Raw genomic sequence first — 23,872 nt, 5'->3', positions numbered from 1 at the left:
TATGTCTCCTCCCAAAATCTATGCGCCGAATGTTCATTTGTTTGCATATCATTTGCGAAAAGAATCCGAACATCAGAAAGATAATCTCAAAGAACTATTTGAGAAAGGCGAAAATATCTTACAACAATTTGGGATTAATCAAACAATTGATATCCAAGACAAAGCCGGATATCGAGTTGAACTTTCGGTTCAACAAACCGAAGATAATGCCTCCATTGATTTTGAAAAATGGACAGATTCCCCGATCGCAGGCATTGCTTATCCCGTCCGAATTCACGACACATTTGCCTTAGCATTAAATGTCCGCCGTCCCGAAAAAAACGAACAGGGAATTAAAACTCCTGATGTAGATATCGACTTTTTTAAAAGGTTGCATCCTAGCGACTGCTGGATGCCAAGCCAAATTAACGCTTCTCTTGGTCAAACTTTATTGTTAACTCTTTGGTACACTCCAGAGAAAACTTGGCAATTTTGGAACTCAAGAGAAGACCAAAAAAAGCTGAAATCTTTGGCAGATAAATGCTTGCGAGCTTTTATTCCAGACAAGTTAGACACTCCTCCATTTTACCGATCGGGCGAATTATTTGGTAGTCCCATTTTTGAGTATGGTATTGCCGATGAGTTAGAAAATTATTGTCACGTTTTAGTTTGGATATTCGTGACTCCTGAAACCGACAAAAAATTACAAGAAGAATACCCTAATTTAGTTGATATTTTTTGCTATCGCCATAAAATTACCCAGGCATATAAATTAAGTCGTTCTGTCTATAAAGTCCTCTCGCATAGCTATAAAGAAGTAAAAGCAGAAATAGCTATTGTCGAAAGTTTGCCAGATAATAAAACTTTAGATTCGAGTAATTTAGAAGACTTAAAAAAGGCACTCAACCGCATTCCTAGTCTTAATCTTAGTTACGTTGAGTTAATCAGAGACTTGGATAACTACCGCCTCCCTCTTAAAATCAATCTTCAAAATTATGAAAGAGAGCTAAAGCTGCTCCAAAAAAAATACCCACAAGAAGATTTAAGTTTTCTTGAAATTTTTGCAGATGAAAAAGCTCATATTTTTGCAGAGCAAATTCAAGCAGACTTGGACTATTTTGCCAATGGATCGGATTTACTAGAAAAAGCTTTAAATGCTATCCGAGGACGGGTGGAGATTGAACAAGCAGAACGCGATCGCTCTTTAGAAAAAACCATTCAAATATTAGGTGCTGGCTTGGGGGCGGGAGGAATTGTCTCCTCTGCGATTACCAATGATATTGACAAACCCCTCGTTATCAAGATACCTCAAAAGGGCGATCGGCTGCATCCAGGCGTAACAAGCTTGTTGTTCAGTCTTTTAGCTGTAATAATTGTGGGCGGATTGGTAGGATGGAAAAATGGTAAATGGAAAATTAATGGTAAGTTTAAATTATTCAAGGGTAAGTTCGATCGCCCGCAATTAGCCAATCCCCAAAATCCACCAGTCGATCGTATGTTGCGGGAAGCGGAAGAAGTGCGATCGCATCCTCCCGAACAACAATAAAATTCAAAGTCAGGACACGGCATTGCCGTGTCCTCCGTTGCTTACGGCGATTTAACTTCAGTCTCCTGACTTATAACTACCGACGGCGACAGAGTAGGCTCAGATTCTGCCACATTCAACTGACCGCCGCAAGAGCGCAATTCGTACAGTTTTGCATTAATTTGATACTCATACTGACTCAATAACCTTGCATAAATATAGCCAGCTTTTCCATCCAAAAAGCCGAGCTGAATAAAGTAAAATAAAATAAATCTGAGGAGTGGTTTCAAAGGCAGCCGCACCCAAACTTTTTTGAGAAATCGCTTCCGCTGCACTGCATCTCCAAATAAGTGAGCGCCAATAGTGCCGCTGTCATCGCGCCCTTCAATAATATTGTAATAAACGCGGGCTTCCCAATTTGAATATCTGTTGTGCCGTTCTATCCAATGAAATAAATCGCGATAATCCTCGTGGATCATATCATGTTTTAAGTAGCCGACTTGACCTGCTAAAATGACGTGTTCGTGAACTTCGTTGTCACCTGTGTTGGGGACGGATTCAGTGCCGAGATTTTCGTAACGGCCTTTTTGATGCTTGAACAAACGCAAATTCCAGTCGGGATATCGGCCGCCGTAACGCAGCCATTGACCTAAAAAGAAGACTTTGCGGTTGAGGTAGTAGCCGTCAAAATTCGGATCGGCGATCGCCCGCGCGATTTCGTCCCAAAGTTCCGGGGGGATGCGCTCGTCGCAATCGACAATTAATACCCATTCGTTGCGAAAGGGCAGGTTGTCCAAAGACCAATTTTTCTTTTTCGGCCAGCGGTTGTCGAAGTAGAATTGTACTACTTTGGCACCGCTACTGATGGCAATTTCTACCGTGCGATCGCTGCTTTGGGAATCAACCATGAAAACTTCATCTGCCCTGGCAATGCTGGCCAGACACGCAGGTAGATTAAGTTCTTCGTCTTTTGCCGGAATGAGAACTGAAACCGGAATCTTTGATGAACTAGATGTCATAATCGAGTGCTTGAACCTGAATGCGGTCGAGTTATTGTGAATGAAGTGCGATCGGCATGGTAGCGCCGACGACTTTAACAGCGAGGGATATTGCCTATAGCCTAATGCCTGCTGGTCGATTTCGGTGGAAAGATCAGGCCCTGAAGGGCTGCACTTAAATAACCGATTTGACCCCAAGCAAAAACGAAATTTTCAAAGCGCAGCCCTGGATCTCTAATGTATTTAAAAGACTTGTATACACCCCTCAGTATTCTTTCACCGCCCCGTCCAAGCTGAGCAATACCTGCTCGATCGGACAATTGTTCCCGATAACACTCGCTGATGCCTTGCCACCAACCGCGATCGAGAAACCAAGCTTGCTTGAGCCTTTCTACAGCCACATTGTGCAGAACCAGGGCCTCGGGCAGATAAACCACTTGCCAGCCTAACTCTAATGCTAATTCTGTCGCGCGCAATTCTTCATTTGACAGCAACTTTGTGCCGACTCTACCGAGTTTGACATCGAAGCCACCAATTTGTTCGAGAAAAGCACGCCGGATCGAGTAGTTTACACCCCTGGGAGTCAAACCGGCAGCAGTTACGTACTGGCAAGTATCCCCTAAATCGTAAACTCCCAAGTTTTGGGCCAATCCGGGCGATAGCCATTTGGGTGCACAGACTCCACAAGGCCACAGCAAGTTAACTTTGCCGCCGGCTACGGCTAGTTTTTGATTGCTTTGATAGGCGGCGTGCAGCACCCTGAGCCAATTCGGCTCAGCAATAGCGTCGTCGTCGAGATAAGCTAATATTTCGCTGCGAGCTTCCTTGGCGCCGGTGTTCCGCGCTACTGACAGACCGATTTTGGGTTCCCAGACATACTTGAGGCGGCAGTCGGAGAGTCTTGCTTCTACCACCTCGCGAGTGCTTGTCGTGGTACTTTTGGGGCTGGCATAATCGTTAGAACCGTTATCCACTACTACTACTTCAAAGTTATCGGGAAAATCTTGTACCAGCAAGCTGTCGATCGCCCCAGCTAAATAGCTGGCGCGATTGTGAGTGCAAATTATGGCTGATATCTGAGGTTTGGGCATGGGGCATGGGGCATTGGGCATTGGGAAGAAGGCCCGCGCAGGGCATTGGGCATTGGGGATAGTCTCTATTTTTTGCTTCTTTTCTTCTCTCTGCAAATTGGTAAGGGCGTAACTCACTTGCTGGAAAACGGCTATGTTGGGAAATTTGATGTAGTTATTCTGATATTGTCCTATCAATGCTATTATCGCCTAAAAATCATTGGTAATCAAACAAATAACTAATAACCAGCAACCAATAACCAGCAACCAATAACCAGTAACCAGTAACCAATAACCAATAACCAGTAACCAGTAACCAATAACCAGTAACCAATAACCCTTCGACCCTTCGACTACGCTCAGGGAACCGCAAATAACCAATAACCCTTCGACCCTTCGACTACGCTCAGGGAACCGCAAATAACCAATAACCAATAACAAATAACCAATAACCAATGACTAAAATAATCTTAGTAACTGGGCCGGCTCGAAGTGGTAAAAGTGAATGGGCCGAAACTCTGGCTGCTGCTTCGGGAAAACAAGTAATCTATGTGGCTACTGGCATGGTTGATGAAACAGATTTGGAGTGGCTGCGCCGCCTCGAACAACACCGAAATCGCCGCCCGGTTCATTGGAAAACTCTAGAAGTGCCGATCGACTTACCGACATTTGTCCGCACTGGTAAACCATCGGATTGCTTGTTAATTGATTCCCTCGGAACTTGGACGGCGAATCTTTTAGAACAAGAAGCCACACTGTGGACTGCTGCACAGCAAGATTTGCTAGCGAGTTTGAAGTCAACTGCGGCCGATGCAATTTTTGTAGGAGAGGAAACAGGATGGGGTGTTGTGCCTGCTTATCCGGCGGGGCGGCTGTTTCGCGATCGCCTCGGCACACTCGTCCGTCAAATCGGGGCGATCGCCGATACTGTTTATCTCGCCACCGGAGGTTACGCCTTGAACCTGTCCGCTTTGGGTACGCCACTACCGCCCGCCAAGAATTAACAGACGGAAGCGCGATCGACTTTTAGAGCAAAAAGCTCGGTTTGCCCGCAGACAATTTTAACTAAAAATCAGCTATAATTATAATTAAGCTCGAAAACTCAAAAATCACATCAATCACTCCAAAAAAATACTCCATCGGGCAACCAGCACAACAATTTGACACCTAAAATAGTCGGCTTTTGAAAGAATGTCAAATATCAAATGTCTCTTGAGATAGAGATCAAATTTAAAGTTTAAAGTCTAAAATTACCAATGAATTGCAGGATTGAGTAAAAGCTATGGCATCAGAAAGTGAAGTCAGAAAATATATTGCTTACTGGTTTCAGTTAGGCAAAAAAGTATTTATTCGCAACGGTTCCGAAGCGCTGCTACCAAAATCGGTAATTGCGGGCGATCGCTACAGCAGGGAATTTGAAGAATGCTGGCAAAAAATCATCTCCTCCGACAGCGGAGACTCCTACCTGCAAGGCACCAACGAAACAATCGCCGAACTGCTGACACCAGCATGGGAAATCAGTCCCTGTGCGCGCTGCGCCATGCCCGTACCGTTGCGCGATGCTGGAATGCCGCCGGAGTTGTGTCCCTGTAACGACTTAGCCAACTGGCCCGATACCGAAATGCCCCGACCCCGATCGCCCGTCAGCACCAAATCGCAACTTTCAAGCATTCGCGATCGACTCCTCAGAACCGGCAGGGAGTGAAAATCGCGATAGGAGGGGAATCGGAGAGGGGGTGGCCAGAAATGGGGTTTTTCGCCAAAACAAGCGTTACAACCTTAGATACTCCACTAAAAAACCCGGTTTCTTTAGTCCTTTGCCAACTGACAACTGTCAACTGCCAACTGTCAACTGTCAACTGTCAACTGCCAACTGACTAACCAATTCGGTTTTCTCTATCTCACAATAGTGGCGAGAAGGCCACAAATTGTTACAATGTCTTTACAATGCTTCACACTAGGTCTGAGTTTATGGATGTCAAGACGGTATCGCCAGCCTCCCCGCCAACTTACTCAAATTCAGGGACTCACACTGCAATCGGCAATCTCAAAGAGGTAGAAACAGTTCCCCTGCAAGCAGTACAAGTAGAAATAGAAAGTCCCGCAGCGACTCCCGAACCGCTCAAATCAGCCAAAGATATCGCCTATGAGTTGGCCGGAGAAGCTGTGCGCTACGATCCAGTTGCGATCGCAGCCCAATACAAAAATCGCCCCCTGCAAGTCTGGAAAAGGCTGTTGAGCGTTGTTTGGACATTTTTTAGCTTCGCCTTCAGTTTGTGGTTTGACGGCAAAACAGGCCGCGTCGCCAAGAACCAAAAACGTCGCGCCGCCCGACTCAGAGACATTCTCGCCCAACTCGGCCCAGCTTTCATCAAAATCGGACAAGCACTTTCAACTCGCCCCGACTTAGTACCGCCGGTATATTTAGAAGAACTAACCACGCTGCAAGACCAATTACCAGCGTTTCCCAACGAAGTAGCATATCAATTTATACAAGAAGAATTGGGCGCACACCCCAAGGATATTTACGCCGAAATCACCGCAGATCCGATCGCAGCAGCATCCCTCGGACAAGTCTACAAAGGCAAACTCAAAACCGGCGAAACCGTCGCCATCAAAGTGCAACGACCCGGTTTAGCCGAAAACATCGGCTTAGATATTTACATCCTGCGGCGCGTCGCAGTTTGGGCGCAAAACAACTTCAAAATCATTCGCAGCGACCTCGCCGGAATTATGGACGAGTTGGGCGAGCGCATTTACGAAGAAATGGACTACACCCACGAAGGACACAATGCCGAACGCTTCGCCGAACTCTACGGGAATCTGAAGGATATTTACGTTCCCAAAATCTACTGGGAATATACCCGCCGCCGCGTCTTGACCATGGAGTGGATTACCGGCATCAAACTCACTAATTTAGAAGCCGTCAAGGCTCAAGGAATTGACGCTCCTTACTTAATTGAAGTGGGGGTGCAGTGTTCTCTCAGACAGCTTCTAGAACACGGTTTCTTTCACGCTGACCCGCATCCCGGCAATCTTTTGGCAACTCCTGACGGTCAGTTGGCTTATCTCGATTTCGGGATGATGAGCGAAGTCAAACCTTATCAGCGGTACGGCTTGTTGGAAGCTGTGGTGCATTTGGTAAACCGCGACTTTGAAGGTTTGGCCAGAGATTACGTGAAGTTGGAGTTTTTAACGCCAGACACGGATTTGACGCCAATTATTCCGGCTTTGGCTGGGGTGTTTAACAATGCTTTGGGTGCTAGCGTTGCCGAACTCAATTTCAAAAGCATTACTGACGAACTTTCGGCGGTGATGTACGAGTATCCTTTCCGAGTTCCCGCTTACTATGCTTTGATTATTCGATCGCTCGTTACGCTAGAAGGGATTGCCATTAATGTCGATCCAGAATTCAAAGTGCTGAGTAAAGCTTATCCTTACGTAGCAAAACGGCTGTTGAGCGACCCTGCACCGGAATTGAGAGCATCCCTGCAAGATTTATTGTTCAAACAAGGCGAATTCCGCTGGAATCGCTTAGAAAACTTGCTGAACAATGCCCGCGAAAGCGACGATTACGATGTGAGCAAAATCCTCAACCAAGCGTTAGAGTATTTATTTTCTCAAAGAGGAGATTATATTCGCGATCGGATTGTTGCTGAATTGGTGAAAAGTCTCGACACACTTTCGAGCAATGCTGTTGCTAACGCCAAAGCAGTCGTCGGCGAATGGTTTGGAGTCAAAGCAAATCAACCTGTAGTTTCACAAACCGAACAAAAAAACCTCGAACACATCAAGCGGATTTGGGATATTTTGCAATCAACTCCGGGTTTTGACGGCATGAAAGTATTGCAACTACTGCCGCAATTATTAGTGAAACCAGAAGTGCAGAATATGGGCCAGCAAGTCGTCGGCGGTTTAGCTCAAAGAGCAGTTGCTAGATTAATTCGCGAGTTTTTACTTTCCGAAAAACCGGCAGCTATTCCTGAAAATGGCAGCTATCCTCATACTTCGCCTCAATTGTCTTTGCCGGCGGCGAAGTAGTTAGATCGGGAGTTGGGAACCGCAGATGTTAGCGGATGAATACGGATGAACGCAGATGAAATGATATCAATTCCGGCTGCACCGTCAGGTGATGTTGACTGTAGACTGTAGACTGTTAACTGTTGACGGTTTAAACAATACCGATGCAACCGGAAACGATATCAGCTCATAGTGCGATCGTAAAAAAAAGAAAGTCCAGGCGCAACAATCAGATAAAAAAAGGTACGTAGTTGCGCTTAAGCGCTGTTCTATCTATGAAAGTCCAGGCGCAACAATCAGATAAAAAAAGGTACGTAGTTGCGCTTAAGATCTGTTCTATCTATGAAAGTCCAGGCGCAACAATCAGATAAAAAAAGGTACGTAGTTGCGCTTAAGCGCTCTTATCTTATATACAAGAGTTCGGACAGTTTTAGCTTTGATATAGTGTCCGAAACCATTACTGGCTATGTAGTGGACTATTTTTTTAAGGTTTAAGTCGATCGCACTCGTTGCTTAAAATGCGTTAAAAATGGCAGGGCTTCCTCGCCATCGGCTTACAGGGCCGTTAAAAAACTGTCCGAACTATTTTTTTCAGAAAATAAACAAATTTATTGAATTAACCGCGCAACAATCGCCCTGCTTGTGCGTGCGCTATCATGGAAGGATTCACAGAAAAGCCTCGATGGGGAGTCAACCTATGCAAGCAATCCTTTTAAGCCGTGAAGAAGTTGCGAAACGTGCCAAGCAATTGTATGAAAGCACCATCCGCGAAAAGGTAGAAGTGGAAAAGAACATCGGCAAGATGGTAATCATCGACATTGAGACAGGTGATTATGAAGTCGATAAAACTGGATTGCAAGCCTCCCGTAACCTTAGCAAGAAGCACCCAAACGCTAGACTATTTGGTATTCGTATTGGATATAACGTTGCTGTCTCATTTGGTGGTGTCATGGAGCGTGTATACAAGTGATTTCTGGGATTGTGACAAATAGACACGCAACTGTAACGCTGACTTTCTTGCTACCGAATGGCTCAAGCCTCCCTATTGAGTTTGTGATAGATACAGGCTTCACTGGGGAATTATGTCTTCCTCTAGAAGCTGTTTTATTGATGGGCTTAACCTTTAGACACGACACTCCTGCAAATTTGGCAGATAACAGTGAAGTCTTGCTACCAATTCACGAAGCGATCGTCCTTTGGGATGGTGAAGAGCGAGAAGTCCTTGTCATTGCGACAGGAAGGCGACCTTTACTTGGAACTTCCTTGCTGGATGAGCAAGAACTTGTTATTCAGTTTACAGAAGGTGGGTTGGTGACGATCGATGAATTGTAGTTGTTCTCAAGGTTGCAAGTACGCGCGATCGAAGCTATTAAAATTGCGTAAGTTTACAAGATCGTGTCACTTTTTTTTGCCGACAGGGCGATCGGGGTGGTTGATTCTTGGAGTTAAAATCAAAGCAGACAACAAGCTGTTGAGAATGTTCGGAGTTTAAACCGCAGATATGCGAGATAAACCAACTAGGAATAGTCTTGTACCGCATCTGCGACACAATTATAAGTTAGGTAGCTTGATCATCTGGCTAGAGCAGTACGGTAAACTCACTTGTTGAGAGTAAAACATAATAGGTGAATGTTAGTGGCGCTTTTCAGTCGGCTCCTAAGTCTCAATACAGGTAGTATTCCGCTAGAAGATTTCTTCACTGAGTTGGTCGCTTACCTCTTCAGTACAGACAAGGAAATTCTCTATTCTTGGCTCAATAATTTAAACTTATTAGATACAAACATTTATTTGGATGCCTATGTTTCAACACAGAGGGAGTTTGAGCCTCTTGATGGTCATCGTTTAGCTAGCCGCCCAGATATCTTAATTGAGCTAGTAGATACTAAAAGTCGTAGCATCATCTTTGTCGAAAGTAAGATTGGCTCTCAGGAAGGCTACGAGCAGCTTTCAAGGTATGCCGAGATTTTGCATGGAATTTCCGGGTTCCAGCACAAATTTCTTTTGTACATTACTCGTGATTTCGATCCAAAAGATCAAAAATATATTTTCAAGAATATTTCTCAATCTACCGTTCAGTTCAGGCAATTGAGATGGCATCAGTTCTATCGATTTTTGAAATCTCAGGCAGATACGATGCTTGTTCAAGAAATTATGACATTTATGGGTGAGTATCGCATGGCACATAACAATCAGTTCTCTTCTATTGACGTGATTGCGTTAGCAAATTTCACAAAATCACTAAAACTTATGGAAGAGACAATGTGGGAAGAAGTCAGTCAGCGCTTTAAGAAAGTTCTGGGAGCAATTGGGCAAAGGTCTACAGCTCTTACCCAGATGCAAAGGCATGGGCGATATTTAATGACTGCCGAAATGTCAAGTGGAAGATGGTGGTGTGGTCTAGGCTTTATTCTAAAGACATCACATTTAACTGATTACCCAATAGTACGTCTCGTACTTGAAGTAAATCCTAATTCACCGCGTCGAGCAGAAATTATTGAAGCGATGAAAGATATTTGCGAACAGTACGGTTGGAAGGGTTATAACTTAGATAGCTCAAAAGACTGGGCAGGAATAGTTCGAGACAAAAGTTTACAGGACTTTCTTTCTGAAGAAGACCATGTGGTAGCTATCAAAAGATTTTTCCTGCACGCACTAGATGAGTTAGAAATGATCAAAGATCGGTATTCAAAACTTCCTTGGGTAGCAATTCAAGGCAATGAAGAAAGCTCTGATGATACGTTGCCAGCTACCTAACAAATCGCTTGGAGCGGACTGCATGCAAAAAACCCGGTTTCTTCAAGAAACCGGGTTTTTCTCTATTCGATCGCCCTCAACTAAACCTACAATTACTTCACGGTAGAAGTGCCAGTCAAACTGCTATTCCCTAGTAGATTGATTGGACTTGCAGCCGGAGTAATTAATAGGCTGTTGTCCTTACCAGCAGTATTCGCAGTTGGAATAATCGAACTACTAGCAATCGTGCCAGTCAAAGGCAGAATGGGCTGAGTTTGAGCGCTGGTGAGAGAAGTCAACAAGCTCTTTGTGTCGTAGACGAGGATGTCATCGTCGGTTTCGCTAAAGGTCTTCATGGTTGGGATTGAACCGCCATTTAACAAGATGTCATTCGTGGTAGTTTTCGCAGACGTTGCTGTTGCAGTAGCTGAATTAGTACCTGTTGTCAATGGTTGCAGACTTGCTGGTGCAGTAGTCGTGGCAGTTGACAGAGTAATTGGTGCGGTAGTTGTACCGGTTGGCAGAGTAATTGGTGCAGTAGTCGTGCTTTTTGGCTGACTAATTGGTGCAGCAGTCGTGCTTAATAAGCCAGTGCTAGAACTCGTATTGACCGCACTCATAACATTGTCGCTATCCAGTGTTTCGCCTGTCAAAATATCCACAGGTGAGGGAGTATTGAAAGCTGCGGGAAGCGCGCCTCCGGGAGTGATGGAGACAAAGCGAGAACTGTCAACTGTTTTGGCTTGAGTATCTTTCAACCAAGCTAAATGTTCGCCGGTGCCTGCGATGCTGATCAAGGCATCGTTAGTATAATTTTCGCCGCCTTGAACGATTTGCAATTGGTCAAAGGTGAGGTCTTGGGTGAGTCCGAGGTAATCGCGATCGCCCTGGAAGTAGAATATATGATCTAGTCCCGAACTTGGTGCTAGCACAAATATGTCGGAACTACTGCCTCCAATCAACGTATCTTGACCATTTGCGCCCTTGAGCACGTTGTTTCCTTCGCCGCCGTAGAGACTGTCATCGCCATCGTTACCATTGAGGCTGTCGTTACCGCTGTTGCCGTTTAAGAAGTCGTTGCCATTACCGCCATCGAGGGTGTCATTGCTGCTGCCACCGTCGAGACTGTCATCGCCTTCGTTGCCCAAGAGGCTGTCGCTGCCAGCTTCCCCGGTTAGCAAGTCGTTGCCACAACCGCCGTCGAGAGTGTCCTTACCGGCACCTCCCAGCATCGTGTCGTCGTCGCATTCACCGAACATCAAGTCGTCGCCGTTGCCTCCGCCCATGAAGTCGTTGCCCATGCCGCCTGTGAGGGTGTCATCGCCGGAATCGCCGGTGAGGGTGTCGTCGCCGGAGTCGCCGACAACCATGTCGTTACTCGCGCCGCCGTCCATCAAGTCGGTTTCGTCGCCACCGTAGAGGGTGTCTTCGCCGACTTCGCCTAATATCGTGTCTTGCCCTTGACTGCCAAATATCAAGTCGTTGCCGGCACCTCCGAACAGTTTGTCGTCGTCGATGCTGCCGTCAATTTTGTCGTTGCCAGCGCCTCCTAATAATTGGTCGTTTCCTGTACCGCCGAACAGTTCGTCGTTGCCAGCGCCGCCGTCGATGGTGTCGTAGCCGGAACCGCCGTCGATTTTGTCTTGGCCTGCTTCTCCAAAAATTAGGTCGTCGTCTTCGTTGCCCCAAATGTTGTCGTTGCCAGCGCCACCGTAAACCGAGTCGTTGCCTGCTTGGGCCCAAATGTTATCGCTGCCGTCACTGCCGAGAATTGAGTCTGCGCCGGAACCACCATCGATGTTGTCGTCTCCGACTTGTCCGAGGAGGGTGTCGGCTGCATCTCCGCCGTGGATTTGGTCGTTGCCACGGCCGCCGTCGATCAAATCTCGGTCTTCGCGGCCGTAGAGTTCGTCGTCGCCGTCGTTGCCCCACAGGGTGTCGCTGCCGGTACCTGCATCGATGAAGTCGTTGTCGTCGTTGCCTTCGATGCTGTCGTTGCCGGCTTGACCGAAAATGCGATCGTCCCCTTCACCACCAGCCAAAGTATCATTGTTAGCGCCGCCGTCGATGTAGTCGTCGCCGCTGTTGCCGTCGGCGAAGTCGTTGCCGTCATTTCCGTAAATGCGATCGCGCCCAGCACCCCCAGTCATGCTATCGTCGTCTGCACCACCTTCTAAGTAGTCGTCTCCATTGTTACCGGAGAGGGTATCTTTGCCGATTTGACCGAAAAGGCGATCGGCCCCATCGCCACCATCGAGGCTGTCATTGCCCGATTCACCCCACAGTTGGTCATCTCCGGTTTGTCCTAACAGCGTATCGTCGTTATCTCCACCCCACAGTTGGTCGTTATCGTCATTGCCTTCTAACAAGTCATTGCCTTGGCGGCCGTATAATTTATCACGGCCGTCGTTGCCGGAGAGAGTATCGTTTTCAGTACCGCCGTCTACGATGTCGTCACCGCTACCGCCAGCGAGAGTATCGCGACCGGCTTCTCCTAACAGGCTGTCATTGTCTTCGCCACCATCGAGGGTGTCGTCGCCGCTACCGCCGAACAGGGTATCAGTGCCCGATTCTCCCTGCAAGATATCAGCGTCATCGCCTCCCCACAGGGTGTCGCTATCGTCGCCACCGAACAGGGTATCGAGGCCTGCTTGACCGTAAATGCGATCGCGCCCTTCGTTCCCCTGAAGCAAATCGTTGCCCAAACCGCCGTCAACTATGTCATCGCCGCGATTGCCGATAACCGTGTCATCACCGACTTGTCCGAACAGACTGTCATTATTATCACCACCATCCAGAATGTCGTTACCGTCGCCGCCTTCGAGGGTGTCATTTTCAGTACCGCCGTCGAGAGAGTCGTTGCCGAGTTCGCCAAACAGCCGGTCTGTTCCCGAATTGCCTTCCAGGATGTCATCGCCACCGAAGCCGTACAGAGTGTCGCTGTCAGCTTGACCGAGAAGGGTATCGTTGCCTTCGCCTCCCAACAGCGAGTCATCGCTATTGCCACCTTCTAATAAATCGCTGCCAGCTTCGCCGAACAGAGTATCTTTGCCGTCGCCACCGTAGAGGGAATCGTTGCCATCGCCAGCTTTGAGGCTGTCGTTGCCGTTTTCGCCGTAGAGGTAATCGTCGCCAGTTTGGGCTAATAACGTGTCATCGTCTTGACCACCCCAGAGATAGTCGTTGCCACTTCCGGCATCGAGAATGTCTTTGCCGTCACCGCCGTAGAGGGAATCGTTGCCTTCTGCGGCTAAGAGTGAGTCGTTGCCACCTTCGCCGTAGAGGTAGTCATCGCCAGCTTTGGCTAATAAGGTGTCATCATCTTGACCACCCCACAGATAGTCGTTGCCGATTCCAGCATCGAGAATGTCTTTGCCGTCGCCACCGTAAAGACTGTCGTTGCCTTCGGCTGCATCGAGGATGTCGTTGCCACCTTCACCGTAGAGATAGTCATCGCCAGCTTTGGCGTATAAAGTATCGTCGTCTTGGCCACCCCAGAGGTAATCGTTGCCAATTCCGGCATCGAGAATATCTTTGCCATCGCCACCGTAAAGACTGTCGTTGCCTTCTGCTGCATCGAGGATGTCGTTGCCACCTTCGCCAAATAGATTGTCGTCGCCGGCTTTGCCTAATAAAGTGTCATCGCCTTGACCTCCCCAAAGTTGGTCGTTGCCGATTCCAGCATCGAGAATGTCTTTGCCGTCGCCGCCGTAGAGGTTGTCGTTGCCTTCGGCTGCATCGAGGGTGTCGTCGCCCGCTTCGCCGTAGAGGTTGTCGTCGCCTTCTTTGCCGAGGAGGATGTCGGCATCGTCGCCACCGTAAAGTTGGTCGTTGCCGAGGCCTGCATTCAGGGTGTCTTTGCCGCTGCCACCGTAGAGGTAGTCGTTGCCAGTTCCGGCGTCTAGGGTGTCGTCGCCTGCATCGCCTGCGAGTGTGTCGTTGCCGGCTTCGCCGATGAGGGTGTCTTTGTCGTCGCCGCCGGAGAGTTCGTCGTCGCCGAGGCCGCCGTAGATTAGGTCGGTGTCTCCTTCTCCGTAGAGTTTGTCGTTTTCGCCTTCGCCGTAGATGGTGTCTTTGTCTGCGCCACCGTAGATGTAGTCGTCGCCAGCGCCACCGTAGAGTAGGTCTTTGCCTGTTTCGCCAAAAATCGTGTCGTTGCCGTAGCCAGCGTCTCCGGCAACGGTGTCGTCATCGCTACCGGCGTAGATTAAGTCGTCGGCATCGCCACCTCGGATGTAGTCTCGACCGGCTTCACCGTATAGTGTGTCTCGGTCTTGGTTGCCGTAGATGCTGTCGCCGCCGTCGCCGCCGTAGATTAAGTCGTTGCCGAATTCGCCGTAGAGTTTGTCGTTGCCGCCGAGTCCGTAAATGCGATCGTCCCCAGCATCTCCGGTGATAACGTTAACGCTATCGTCGCCGGTAATATTATCGTCATATCGAGAACCGACGACGTTTTCAATGCCAGTAATTTTGTCTTGGTCTCCCCAACCGTCGGTAGCATCGCCTGTTTTTAAGTTGACAGTAACGCCGTTCGGGTCGCGGCGATAGCTGAGAATGTCGATACCTTCTCCGCCGTAAAATGAGTCATTGCCGGCATTGCCAATTAATAAATCGTTGCCTTCTAATGCCCAAATTCGGTTATCTTTTTCGTTGCCGATTAAGATGTCTTCAAAGCGAGTACCGATGATGTCTTCTAAGTTTCTCAAAGCATCAGTAGTGCCAAAACCGTCTTTACCAGTACCAGCAGCAATTTCAAAATCCCGTTCGAGTTCGGTGTAATATTCGCTGGGATTGACATCGGTAACGAATTCTTTGAAACGTTGTTTGGTGTTAGTGTCGTAGTCGCTACTTTCGTCAATATTAACGATAACGCCCTTGGGAGAATTGATGTAATTAACGAGATCAACTCCTTCTCCGCCGTCAATTAAATCATCGCCGATTTCTCCGATTAACGAGTCATTGCCAGTACCGCCAAATAATTCGTCGTTGCCAGCATTGCCGTTGAGAGTGTCATCGCCGGCTTGGCCTAAAAGTACGTCGTCATCGAAGCCGCCAAACAGGGTATCTTTGCCGTCGCCACCATCGATGAAGTCTTGACCTTGACTGCCGAAAAGATTGTCTTCGCCAGCTTGTCCGTAAATATCATCGTCGTCGGCGCCGCCATCAATAATGTCTTGGCCGTCGCCGCCTTCTAGCCAGTCATTGTCTTCATTGCCTTGGATGATGTCGTTGCCGCCTTGTCCGTAAATTCTGTCATCTCCGGTATTGCCGAACAGCAAATCTTGGCCGTTGCCGCCATCGATGTAGTCATCGTCAGCGTTGCCTTCTATGGTGTCGCTGCCATCTTGTCCGTACAGGATGTCGTTGCCTTCGTTGCCTTGGATGGAGTCGCGGCCGCTGCCACCTTCGGCGTAGTCTTCGCCAGTGTTACCTTGGATGATGTCGTTGCCGGATTGGCCGTAGAGTTTGTCATCGCCGCTGCCTCCAATGAGGACATCGTTGTCGCTACCGCCGTCTAGGATATCGTCGCCATCTTCACCGTAAAGTAAGTCGTTGCCAGCTTCGCCGTAGAGTAAGTCGGCATTTAATCCACCATAAAGTTTGTCTTGGTCATCGCCACCATATAAAGTGTCGTTTCCGGCTTCTCCTTGTAACAAATCATCGCCTTTTTCGCCTCGCAAATCGTCATTTCCAGTGCCGCCATTGAGGGTATCTTTGCCAGTTCCGCCGTAAAGAGAATCGTTGTTTTCTTCTCCTTTTAAGTCATCGTCTCCTTCTTCGCCATAGAGTTTGTCTTCACCTTGGCCGCCGTACAAGGAATCATTTTCGGTTCCGCCGTAGAGGGTGTCGTTGCCCTTTTCTCCTCGGAGGTCATCTGAACCTTGTTCGCCGCGAAGTTCGTCATTATCATCGCCGCCGTAGAGGAAGTCGTTATCTTGACCGCCGTAGAGAGTGTCGTTGCCGTTTTCTCCTCTTAAATCGTCGCTGCCTTCATCACCTCGGAGGTCGTCATTATCATCGCCGCCGTAAGCTTTGTCATTACCAGTGCCACCGTAGAATTTGTCGTCTCCTTTTTGTCCCCAAAAAAGATCGTTGCCGCCTTGGCCGTAGAAGATATCGCTGTAGTCGCCGCCGGTCATTTCATCAGCAAAATTTGAGCCGCTGATGATTTCGATATTTCCAAGAGTGTCTACGGTTTTTTGACCTTTGACAATAAAGCCATCTTCAACTTTGTAAACATCAGAATCCCCAACTTTTGCTGCCCAAACTTTAATTCCAATTGGACTGCCAGAGTAAGTGGCAGTATCAGTTCCTCCTCCACCATCTAAAAAGTCGAAGCCAGAGTCACCACTTAAATTGTCATTTCCAACTCCACCTTGCAAGACATCATTGCGTAAACCACCCTGAATGTTGCCATCTCCTTTAATCCAGTCATCATCTAATGTAGCACTTGTAGCGATCGATCCTTTAGGAAAATAGAATCCTTTGGGATGCAGTTCGTAAGCAAAATCTTTGAAATAAGTGGTAACTTCTGCATTCAAGTTATTTAAGTATTTGTCACTTAAGTGATCTCCGAGATTTGGCAAGCCTGCTACTAATTGAATAAGATGCGAAATTTTGTTCAATACATTATCTAACTCTCCTGATGTAAGTTGGAGTTTAGTTACAGGATCTGAGCCATATATGACATTTTTTCCGCCATACTGACTCATGCCTCCAGCAGCAGAATACATTGTCGGCGATCCCATTGCGAGCAGTCGAATACGTGAACGGTCAATTTGAGAACCAATATCTATTAGACCATCTTCCAGGAAAAAATTTCCTTGAGAGTAGCCAATCAATATCAAAGAATTCTTTTGATCGGAATTATTGACCCAATTAGCAACGCTGTTATTACCTTGCGTCCAATTATTGTTGACTGGCTTACTAATATCTGTACTTTTAAACCAGTATTGCTCTAGAGCTTCTTTAAGATCGGCAGGTAGTGACGTTATTAAATTATTAATTACGTTACCTCCTGGCAAATAACTACTAATAAAATCTAAAGCTTTAGCAGTAAAAGTCTCATTTTGTAAAAGTTGTGCAGGATTTGGACTCGTTAAAAATTGCCCTAATAAACTACTAAACTGAACAATTTGTTGAGGAATTGTCAAAAGATCTAGGATATTAAAGTTATCCAGTGCTGTTTTGATAAAAAACTTAACCACTGAAAGGCCGAGATCTTGTAAAATATTCCCACCTGTGTTGGGGCTAGTTGGGTTGTATTCTGGAGTAAAGTTAATTGCACCTCTAAATCCTGAACCACCTAATTTATAAACGTTTTGATCTTCCTGAAATTTAAAAGTCTCTTTAACCTTAGTATCAAATCCTGTTTCACCAGTAAAAATCCCATTGATGTAAACAACCCGAGTTTTGCCTGCATCTTCAATGAGTTGATCGTAAACTTTATCGAAATCAAATTCTTTAGGAGTAGCCATGATTTTTATCCTCGTGTGGTAGATACAATGTGTTCTGAAAATTGACAAAGCGACTCTATCGACAAGCCCGATCGCACTTATGCACTTATTTATGCACTTATGCACTCTCGAACTGCCGTAGATCCGTCATTTACCCAAACTGAAGTCTCGCGAAATACGATGTGCGATCGGGAAGTTACGGGCGATGCGACTTTTGAATAAATCTCAACAAGTGCGATCGAGCTTCGCAAATTCCCTTCTGTTTATTTATCAGGGTGAACTCAGTGGTTTTATGCAAAACTCTCAAGTTTTTTTTGAAAGTTTTGCGAAAACTGGGTGAAAGTACGGAACAACGGGTGTTTTGGGGGTTTGAGGTTTGACCTCGTTGCCTTTTTGTTGTTCCTGTTTACTTATCAGGGTGAGCTCGGTGGTTTTATGCAAAAATCTCAAGTTTTTTTTGTAAACTTTGGCAAACACTGGGTAAAAGTACGGAAGGATGGGTGTTTGCGGGGTTTTAGGGGCGATCGATTGAGGACTCACGCATGGGCCCAGAAACCGGGTTTTTTTGCGGAAACTTCGCCGTAGTCGAAAAATTCCCTAAAAACCCGGTTTCTTTGGTTAAAGTGCGTAAATCCTCTCGCGCCCAGGCCCAGAAACCGGGTTTCTCTGATATTTTTCGCCTCCCCACCGGATTTTACGCAGAAACCCGGTTTCTCAATTCTGACGCGCTAACCCCAAAAACCGGGTTTATTTGGTGAGAGTTCATAAGTTTCAACAAAAATTCACATTTAATTTCACAGCAAAACCTACCGCACCGCAAGACTTTCAACCATCAGCCACAAAAAACTTTCAGAATTTCGCATAAAACGATCGAACTCACCCTGATAAATAAATGTAGGAACAAAGTTGCGGCCGCACTTCACTATGAACGATCAATCCCACCCCTCCGAGGGGGAAGACCACTCATCCGACGACTCCGATCCTGTTGGGGACTCAGGAAAATCTCGAAATTGCGATCGCAAACTTCTCTATCAAGAGTTAGACAGCCTTGTCACCCTAATTAGGGAGGAGGCCTCGAATTCTTGGAAGCTAAAACGTTTGTTGAATCAGCTTGTGACTAAAATGAAAAACTCGGGGCTGATCTGGAAAGACAAGGTACCTTACTATGAAGATGCTGTCCAAGAACAGTGGGAGTTTTTCTATAGCAATTTGTGCGAATCCCGCACCGGCACTCAGTACGATCGCGATCGGGGTAATGTCATAACTTGGTTCAATTATTATTTGAAGCGACGGCTGCAAAATTGGGCGGTGAGGGTAGATCGAGAAAATAGCAGGAGAGACGATCGACAACTTGTTTTAGAAGACGGAACTGCGATCGATCGAATAGAGACTTTACCTGCTGAGGATGACAGTCATACAGTCGAATGTATTCAATTATTTGAACACGTCAAAAACTGGATCGAAACTAATCCTGATGGGATATTAAACGAGTATATTCGAGGGCGGAAAGATCTGACTTGTCAAGTTATATTGAGAAGCAGAGCATCTGGTAAAGATTTTACCACAATAGCAACGGAGTTTGGCTGTGCTTATCCTACAATATATAGCTTTTACCGAAAGAAATGTCGGCCTCATTTGCAACAATTTCGAGAAGACAGTGGCTATTAATCATACAAGGAGTTAAAATCGGGAAATGAAGAACAATACTACTACAACCCAATCATTGCCAATGCCAATTACCCAAAAGGCAATTCATCTAGCATGGCAATTTGCTTGCGAACACCAACACCCGCAAAAAGTAGAACAGATTTATGTCAATACTTTGGCTGTGTTGGTAGTTGCCGATTATTTTAAAATATTAGATATTGAAACTGATTTAACTCAATGCGATAGCTGGAATCCAGTAATTCGCCTGTTTGAAAATGTGGCAGATTTATATATTAAAGGCTTGGGCAAAATTGAGTGTCTCCCAATTAGGGCTGAACACAAACAAGGAGAAAATGGCAATCAAAATTCTGGTATAAATTTACCTGAAATCTGCCGCGTTCCTACCGAAGCTAGGGAGGAACGTATTGGTTATATTGTAGTAGAAATTGATGAGGATGAAAAGGAAGCAAGATTGCTGGGATTTTCTCCGACGGCGGATTCAGGTGAATTAGTATTGAGAGATTTACATCCTCTGGATGACTTCTTGCTTCACCTTGAAAGAATCTATGAATCTAAAGTCGATCTGCGTCAGTGGTTGGAGAATATATTTACATCGGATTGGGAGTCTGTTGAATCGATATTCGATCCGCAGCCCGAGACTGAACCGACTGAGATTGAAAATCCGGTCAAATCTAATTTACGCAATTGGTTAAAGAATGTTGCAGAAACAAGTTGGCAGAAAATTGAGGAAGGTAAACAAAATTTAGAAGAGCTCATTTTTCCTGATGAAAACCCAGCTTTTGTATTCCGATCAGGTGGTAATTCCAGATCGGAAGATACTTTACGCGGACATCAAAGCAGTGTCAATATGTTTCCCGAAGCTGATATCGCGCGGGCAAAGTTGATTGATTTGGGAATGCGTTTGGGTAGGACAACTGTTGCGTTGTTGGTGGGGATTGCCGAAGATAGCGATCGCGCTGTCAGAGTTCACGTTCAGTTGCATCCGGCGATCGGCGATCGTTACTTGCCAACCAATATTAAATTGTCCTTAATCTCTGATGTAGGAGAAAATTTACATGAAGTAAAATCAACTGTTCAGAATAAGTGCATTTTGCTCAACGATTTTTACGTAGACCCAGAAGAAAGCTTTACTATTCGAGTAGCTTTAGATGATTTTACCATAACAGAAAATTTTGTGGTATGATACTTTGATTAACTGCAATGACATCCAATTTATGAGCAGTACAGTTATCTTGGCTTTGGGATCCGGGGATTTTAAACAAGGTTTTTCTTGCGTGACAGCGGAGTTGAAAAAACAAGGAGAAACTGTCGCTAAATATTTAGGAAGCTTGCTGCCAGCACCTGAGGTTGACGAGTTGCACAAAAGGTGGAAAGTTAGTTGTCGCGCCACCCAACATCACAGAAGCAGTTCTCGAATCAAAATCAAGCCTGCGGGCAAAACAAATATCTCTGAAGACAAGCCTAATATTATATATGAAGGTTTGAAAAAAGAGATGAACAAGTGGTTGAGTGCTGATGAGTTTTACAGAAAAATAGAGGTAAAACTCAGAACAGAAATTAGCAACCGAGACGAATTAGTTGAAATATTTTTAGAATGCAATAACTCTGAGATTTGGCAGTTGCCTTGGGATGTGTGGCAGTTTCGCGAAGACTACAATAACTGTGAAATTATCGGCAGTTCCCCTGAATATAAAAAAACTCCCCAAGAGGCAATGATAGGGGGAATACCTCTAGGTTCGCGAGGCAGAATTTTATGTATTTTAGGTAATAGCCAGGGAATTGATGTCAGCAAAGATGCAACGGAAATCACAAAATATCTGGGCGATAGCTGCGACTTACAATTTCTTCAAGAACCAAATTCCCAAGAGTTACGCAACCAGTTATTTGATGACAAAGGCTGGCAAGTTTTATTTTATGCGGGGCACAGCGATAGCGATATCAATGGTGCCAACGGATTGCTATATATAAATCAAGAAGTTGCAGACAATACTGTCACCGTACAAGACTTTAAAGAAGGTCTCAAACGAGCTATTGTCAAAGGATTGGAATTACTAATTTTTAATTCTTGTTCGAGCATGGGTATAGCAGCAGATTTAGTCACAGAAGGTATTTCTTTGCCATCAGTGATTGTGATGCGGGCGCCAATCCCGGATTTTATTGCTCAGGAATTTGTGAAGTCTTTGTTTAGATATTTAGCCCTCAAAGAACCTTTATTTTTAGCAGTACGAAAAGCTAAGAATGATTTACTGCGCTATGAAAATCAATTTCCTGGCGCGAGTGGCATACCAATGCTTTGCCAGCATCCAACTTTTGAGGGATTAAAATTATTAGAATTAAAGTGCGATCGCCCTTTCGCTGCACCGACAGATGATGTAGCCCCGGTGAAGCGAAGCTATCCCGTAGGGAATCGCCCAAACCACCCGCAATTTACGATTCCAACTAAATTTATGCAGCGTACCAGCATCAGTTTAGCTGGTTTGGCGATCGGCTATCCACTCATCGGCCCGCATCTGGCATCTGCGATCAACACATTTGGCATGAAAAACCACCGCAACAATCAATTTTTAATCGCGAAAGCTTCATACAATCTAGCTGCATCAATCAATCCTACTAACGGCGAGTCTTCCTATAACTTATCTTTGCTGTGCGATCAATTAAATGAAGACGAGTGTGCGCGAGAAGCAATGAAACAAGCAGTCTGGCGAGGACTTCCAGAAGCTTATGCTCAAATATCTCGATCGCTAATTATCAAAAACAAACCTGAATCCGCTTTAAAAGTAATCGGAATGTGTTTAGAACAAACTCAATTTGATGGAGTAAAATCAGCTTGTTTTAAGAATCGCGGCTGGGTGCGATTGAATCAAAAGCGATACGACGCAGCGGAAACCGACTTAAGAAAAGCAATATCTCTCAGCAATAAGACTCCAGAAGCTCAATGTCTTTTAGCGAAGGTACTGGAAGCTAAAGGGAAACCACAAGAAGCACTCACACATTGGCAAGAAACACTGAAATCTGCCAATCCCAGCATACCAGAACAAGATGAATGTATCCAAATGGCAAAGGAACGTTTACCAATAATAGGAAAAAGTCAATGAAAAAACAGACGACTGTTGTTATGGGTGCAAGCGCGATCGCATTTACGTTGATTGCGATCGATATTTTGCCTCATCTCCACTTCGGTATTGGCGCCAATTTATCCAAAATATCCGCCAACAACCTGATAATTTCCCCAGCAATTGCAGCAACGACAAGAATACCCAACGGACAAATCCTGAATATTAGCGGGGAAGTGCAGCTACAGCGTCAAGATGGCAGAAATGTTCGCCCCAGCGCGGGTACGCCAATTTATCCGGGCGACAAACTGCAAACTGCACAAAACGGACAAATTACGATTCAATGTGCAGATTCAGAAATTAAGTCAATTAAAGCGGGTGAAAATCAATTAAATAGCTGTTTATTGGCTAGCGAAAAGTCGAAGGATGACTGCAATAAAAATTTAATTCATTGTCCCGATCGCGGTGACGATCAAATTGTTTGGAACAATGCGCCAATTCCTTATATAATCAGTCCAAGGCGGACGAAATTGTTGGGAAATAAGCCAATTTTGCGCTGGAATCCGGTTGCGGGTGCGACTAGCTATAAGTTGAGCATTCTCGAAAATAAAGCGAAGTTAAATTGGGAAAAGACGGTTAACGGTACAGAGGCGGTGTATCCGGGGGAACCGGCGCTGAAACCGGGTGTTAAGTACAGGTTGATTGTGGAGGCGAATACGGGAGTTTCTTCGGAAAATCCTCTCGGGGAGGGGGATACGGAGTTTCGATTGCTGGATGAGAAGGAGGTTGAAGGGGTTAAGGAGGCTGTACGGGCGATCGAGCAACAAGTACCGAATGCAGCGAGTCAGAAATTGGCGATCGCACAGATATATCGTAGCGCCAACTTGATTGCCGAAGCAATAGAAATCCTAGAAAGCTTACCAGCAGCGGGAGTTGAGACACCGCCCATCTACCGCACGTTGGGAGAAATGTATCAAGGGCGATCGCAACTAATGCCGCAGGCTAAATTCTACTATTTAAAGGCGATTAGTACAGCAAAACCGGACGATATCGAAGAGCTAACAGAGGCGCGCTACGGTTTGGGAGAAGTCCATTCATCTATGAGGGAGAATCTGGAAGCGATGCAGTATTTGAAGTTGGCAAAAGAGGGATATCAAACTTTGGGAGATGTGCAGATGGTAGAAAAAATAGGGAAGCAGTTGCAAGATGTGCAAAGGAGAGAAGAAAGGAAATAGTAATGGGTTTGGAGATGAATTATCGGTCAATTTGCAATGTCGCAATAACCCAAATTCGTAGGGGCGGGTTCGCCATTAATTCTGTCACCAACAAACAATCTCAAAAACCCGCCCCCACCCAACCAATAACCCCC

At 46.0% G+C, this 23,872-nt stretch carries 14 protein-coding genes; 11 read left to right on the top strand and 3 right to left on the bottom strand.

Annotation, left to right across the window (positions count from 1 at the left end; all coding sequences use genetic code 11):
* Position 1 precedes the first annotated feature (1 nt).
* The gene (locus JGK22_RS04445) at positions 2 to 1,525 is read left to right on the top strand and encodes a hypothetical protein (RefSeq protein WP_293207381.1); all 1,524 of its coding nucleotides are present in this window, start codon (positions 2 to 4) and stop codon (positions 1,523 to 1,525) included.
* Positions 1,526 to 1,566: 41 nt separating this feature from the next.
* Here JGK22_RS04445 and JGK22_RS04440 read toward each other — a convergent pair whose 3' ends face one another.
* Both JGK22_RS04440 and JGK22_RS04435 read right to left on the bottom strand, forming a co-directional pair.
* Positions 1,567 to 2,523 carry a glycosyltransferase family 2 protein gene (locus JGK22_RS04440; protein ID WP_293312416.1) on the bottom strand — a complete coding sequence of 319 codons (957 nt, stop codon included), beginning with the start codon at positions 2,521 to 2,523 and terminating at the stop codon, positions 1,567 to 1,569.
* 101 nt (positions 2,524 to 2,624) lie between these two features.
* Positions 2,625 to 3,593: a glycosyltransferase family 2 protein gene (locus JGK22_RS04435; protein ID WP_293178833.1), complete on the bottom strand. Its 969-nt coding sequence runs from the start codon at positions 3,591 to 3,593 to the stop codon at positions 2,625 to 2,627.
* Between the two features lie 434 nt (positions 3,594 to 4,027).
* Between JGK22_RS04435 and cobU the strand changes: the two genes are divergently transcribed.
* From cobU to JGK22_RS04405, 6 genes are all read left to right on the top strand, one after another.
* Positions 4,028 to 4,576 carry a bifunctional adenosylcobinamide kinase/adenosylcobinamide-phosphate guanylyltransferase gene (gene cobU / locus JGK22_RS04430; protein WP_293178740.1) on the top strand — a complete coding sequence of 183 codons (549 nt, stop codon included), beginning with the start codon at positions 4,028 to 4,030 and terminating at the stop codon, positions 4,574 to 4,576.
* A gap of 278 nt (positions 4,577 to 4,854) precedes the next feature.
* Entirely contained in the window at positions 4,855 to 5,277 is a 423-nt protein-coding gene (locus JGK22_RS04425; RefSeq protein WP_293178738.1) for a hypothetical protein, read from the top strand.
* Between the two features lie 266 nt (positions 5,278 to 5,543).
* Entirely contained in the window at positions 5,544 to 7,613 is a 2,070-nt protein-coding gene (locus JGK22_RS04420) for an AarF/ABC1/UbiB kinase family protein (RefSeq protein WP_293178830.1), read from the top strand.
* Between the two features lie 676 nt (positions 7,614 to 8,289).
* Positions 8,290 to 8,562: a hypothetical protein gene (locus tag JGK22_RS04415; protein WP_293178736.1), complete on the top strand. Its 273-nt coding sequence runs from the start codon at positions 8,290 to 8,292 to the stop codon at positions 8,560 to 8,562.
* A gap of 11 nt (positions 8,563 to 8,573) precedes the next feature.
* Positions 8,574 to 8,924 (top strand): clan AA aspartic protease, encoded by a 351-nt coding sequence (locus tag JGK22_RS04410; protein ID WP_293207377.1) that lies wholly within the window; start codon positions 8,574 to 8,576, stop codon positions 8,922 to 8,924.
* A 297-nt stretch (positions 8,925 to 9,221) separates the two neighbouring features.
* On the top strand, positions 9,222 to 10,346 hold the full coding sequence (locus JGK22_RS04405; RefSeq protein WP_293207375.1) for a hypothetical protein: 1,125 nt from the start codon (positions 9,222 to 9,224) through the stop codon (positions 10,344 to 10,346).
* Positions 10,347 to 10,438: 92 nt separating this feature from the next.
* On the opposite strand, the gene JGK22_RS04400 is transcribed toward JGK22_RS04405, so the two are convergent.
* A complete protein-coding gene (locus JGK22_RS04400) occupies positions 10,439 to 17,803 on the bottom strand; it encodes a hypothetical protein (protein WP_293312414.1) in 7,365 nt (2,454 codons plus the stop codon).
* A gap of 903 nt (positions 17,804 to 18,706) precedes the next feature.
* Here JGK22_RS04400 and JGK22_RS04395 point away from each other — a divergent pair.
* The 4 genes from JGK22_RS04395 to JGK22_RS04380 are packed head-to-tail and all read left to right on the top strand — an operon-like array spanning position 18,707 to position 23,738.
* Positions 18,707 to 19,450, top strand: coding sequence for a hypothetical protein (locus JGK22_RS04395; RefSeq protein ID WP_293186636.1), 744 nt, complete (start codon positions 18,707 to 18,709; stop codon positions 19,448 to 19,450).
* A 25-nt stretch (positions 19,451 to 19,475) separates the two neighbouring features.
* Positions 19,476 to 20,633 (top strand): DUF1822 family protein, encoded by a 1,158-nt coding sequence (locus JGK22_RS04390; protein ID WP_293312412.1) that lies wholly within the window; start codon positions 19,476 to 19,478, stop codon positions 20,631 to 20,633.
* 31 nt (positions 20,634 to 20,664) lie between these two features.
* A complete protein-coding gene (locus JGK22_RS04385; protein ID WP_293312410.1) occupies positions 20,665 to 22,545 on the top strand; it encodes a CHAT domain-containing protein in 1,881 nt (626 codons plus the stop codon).
* Positions 22,542 to 23,738: a hypothetical protein gene (locus tag JGK22_RS04380; protein ID WP_293312408.1), complete on the top strand. Its 1,197-nt coding sequence runs from the start codon at positions 22,542 to 22,544 to the stop codon at positions 23,736 to 23,738. Before JGK22_RS04385 ends, JGK22_RS04380 begins: the two co-directional genes overlap by 4 nt.
* The last annotated feature ends 134 nt before the right edge of the window (positions 23,739 to 23,872 follow it).

The sequence above is a fragment of the Microcoleus sp. PH2017_08_TRC_O_A genome, from assembly GCF_020738665.1.
GTDB lineage: Bacteria > Cyanobacteriota > Cyanobacteriia > Cyanobacteriales > Microcoleaceae > Microcoleus.
Note: the sequence above shows the minus strand (reverse complement) of the source record. Positions and strands in the feature narration are given on the sequence as shown.

Bases quoted from the DNA above. Each gene is read 5' to 3' on its own strand.
- JGK22_RS04405 (WP_293207375.1), top strand. From the start codon at position 9,222: ATGTTAGTGGCGCTTTTCAGTCGGCTCCTAAGTCTCAATACAGGTAGT.
- JGK22_RS04400 (WP_293312414.1), bottom strand. From the start codon at position 17,803: ATGGCTACTCCTAAAGAATTTGATTTCGATAAAGTTTACGATCAACTC.
- JGK22_RS04395 (WP_293186636.1), top strand. From the start codon at position 18,707: ATGAACGATCAATCCCACCCCTCCGAGGGGGAAGACCACTCATCCGAC.
- JGK22_RS04435 (WP_293178833.1), bottom strand. From the start codon at position 3,593: ATGCCCAAACCTCAGATATCAGCCATAATTTGCACTCACAATCGCGCC.
- JGK22_RS04425 (WP_293178738.1), top strand. From the start codon at position 4,855: ATGGCATCAGAAAGTGAAGTCAGAAAATATATTGCTTACTGGTTTCAG.
- JGK22_RS04380 (WP_293312408.1), top strand. From the start codon at position 22,542: ATGAAAAAACAGACGACTGTTGTTATGGGTGCAAGCGCGATCGCATTT.
- JGK22_RS04385 (WP_293312410.1), top strand. From the start codon at position 20,665: ATGAGCAGTACAGTTATCTTGGCTTTGGGATCCGGGGATTTTAAACAA.
- JGK22_RS04445 (WP_293207381.1), top strand. From the start codon at position 2: ATGTCTCCTCCCAAAATCTATGCGCCGAATGTTCATTTGTTTGCATAT.
- cobU (WP_293178740.1), top strand. From the start codon at position 4,028: ATGACTAAAATAATCTTAGTAACTGGGCCGGCTCGAAGTGGTAAAAGT.
- JGK22_RS04420 (WP_293178830.1), top strand. From the start codon at position 5,544: ATGGATGTCAAGACGGTATCGCCAGCCTCCCCGCCAACTTACTCAAAT.
- JGK22_RS04390 (WP_293312412.1), top strand. From the start codon at position 19,476: ATGAAGAACAATACTACTACAACCCAATCATTGCCAATGCCAATTACC.
- JGK22_RS04440 (WP_293312416.1), bottom strand. From the start codon at position 2,523: ATGACATCTAGTTCATCAAAGATTCCGGTTTCAGTTCTCATTCCGGCA.
- JGK22_RS04415 (WP_293178736.1), top strand. From the start codon at position 8,290: ATGCAAGCAATCCTTTTAAGCCGTGAAGAAGTTGCGAAACGTGCCAAG.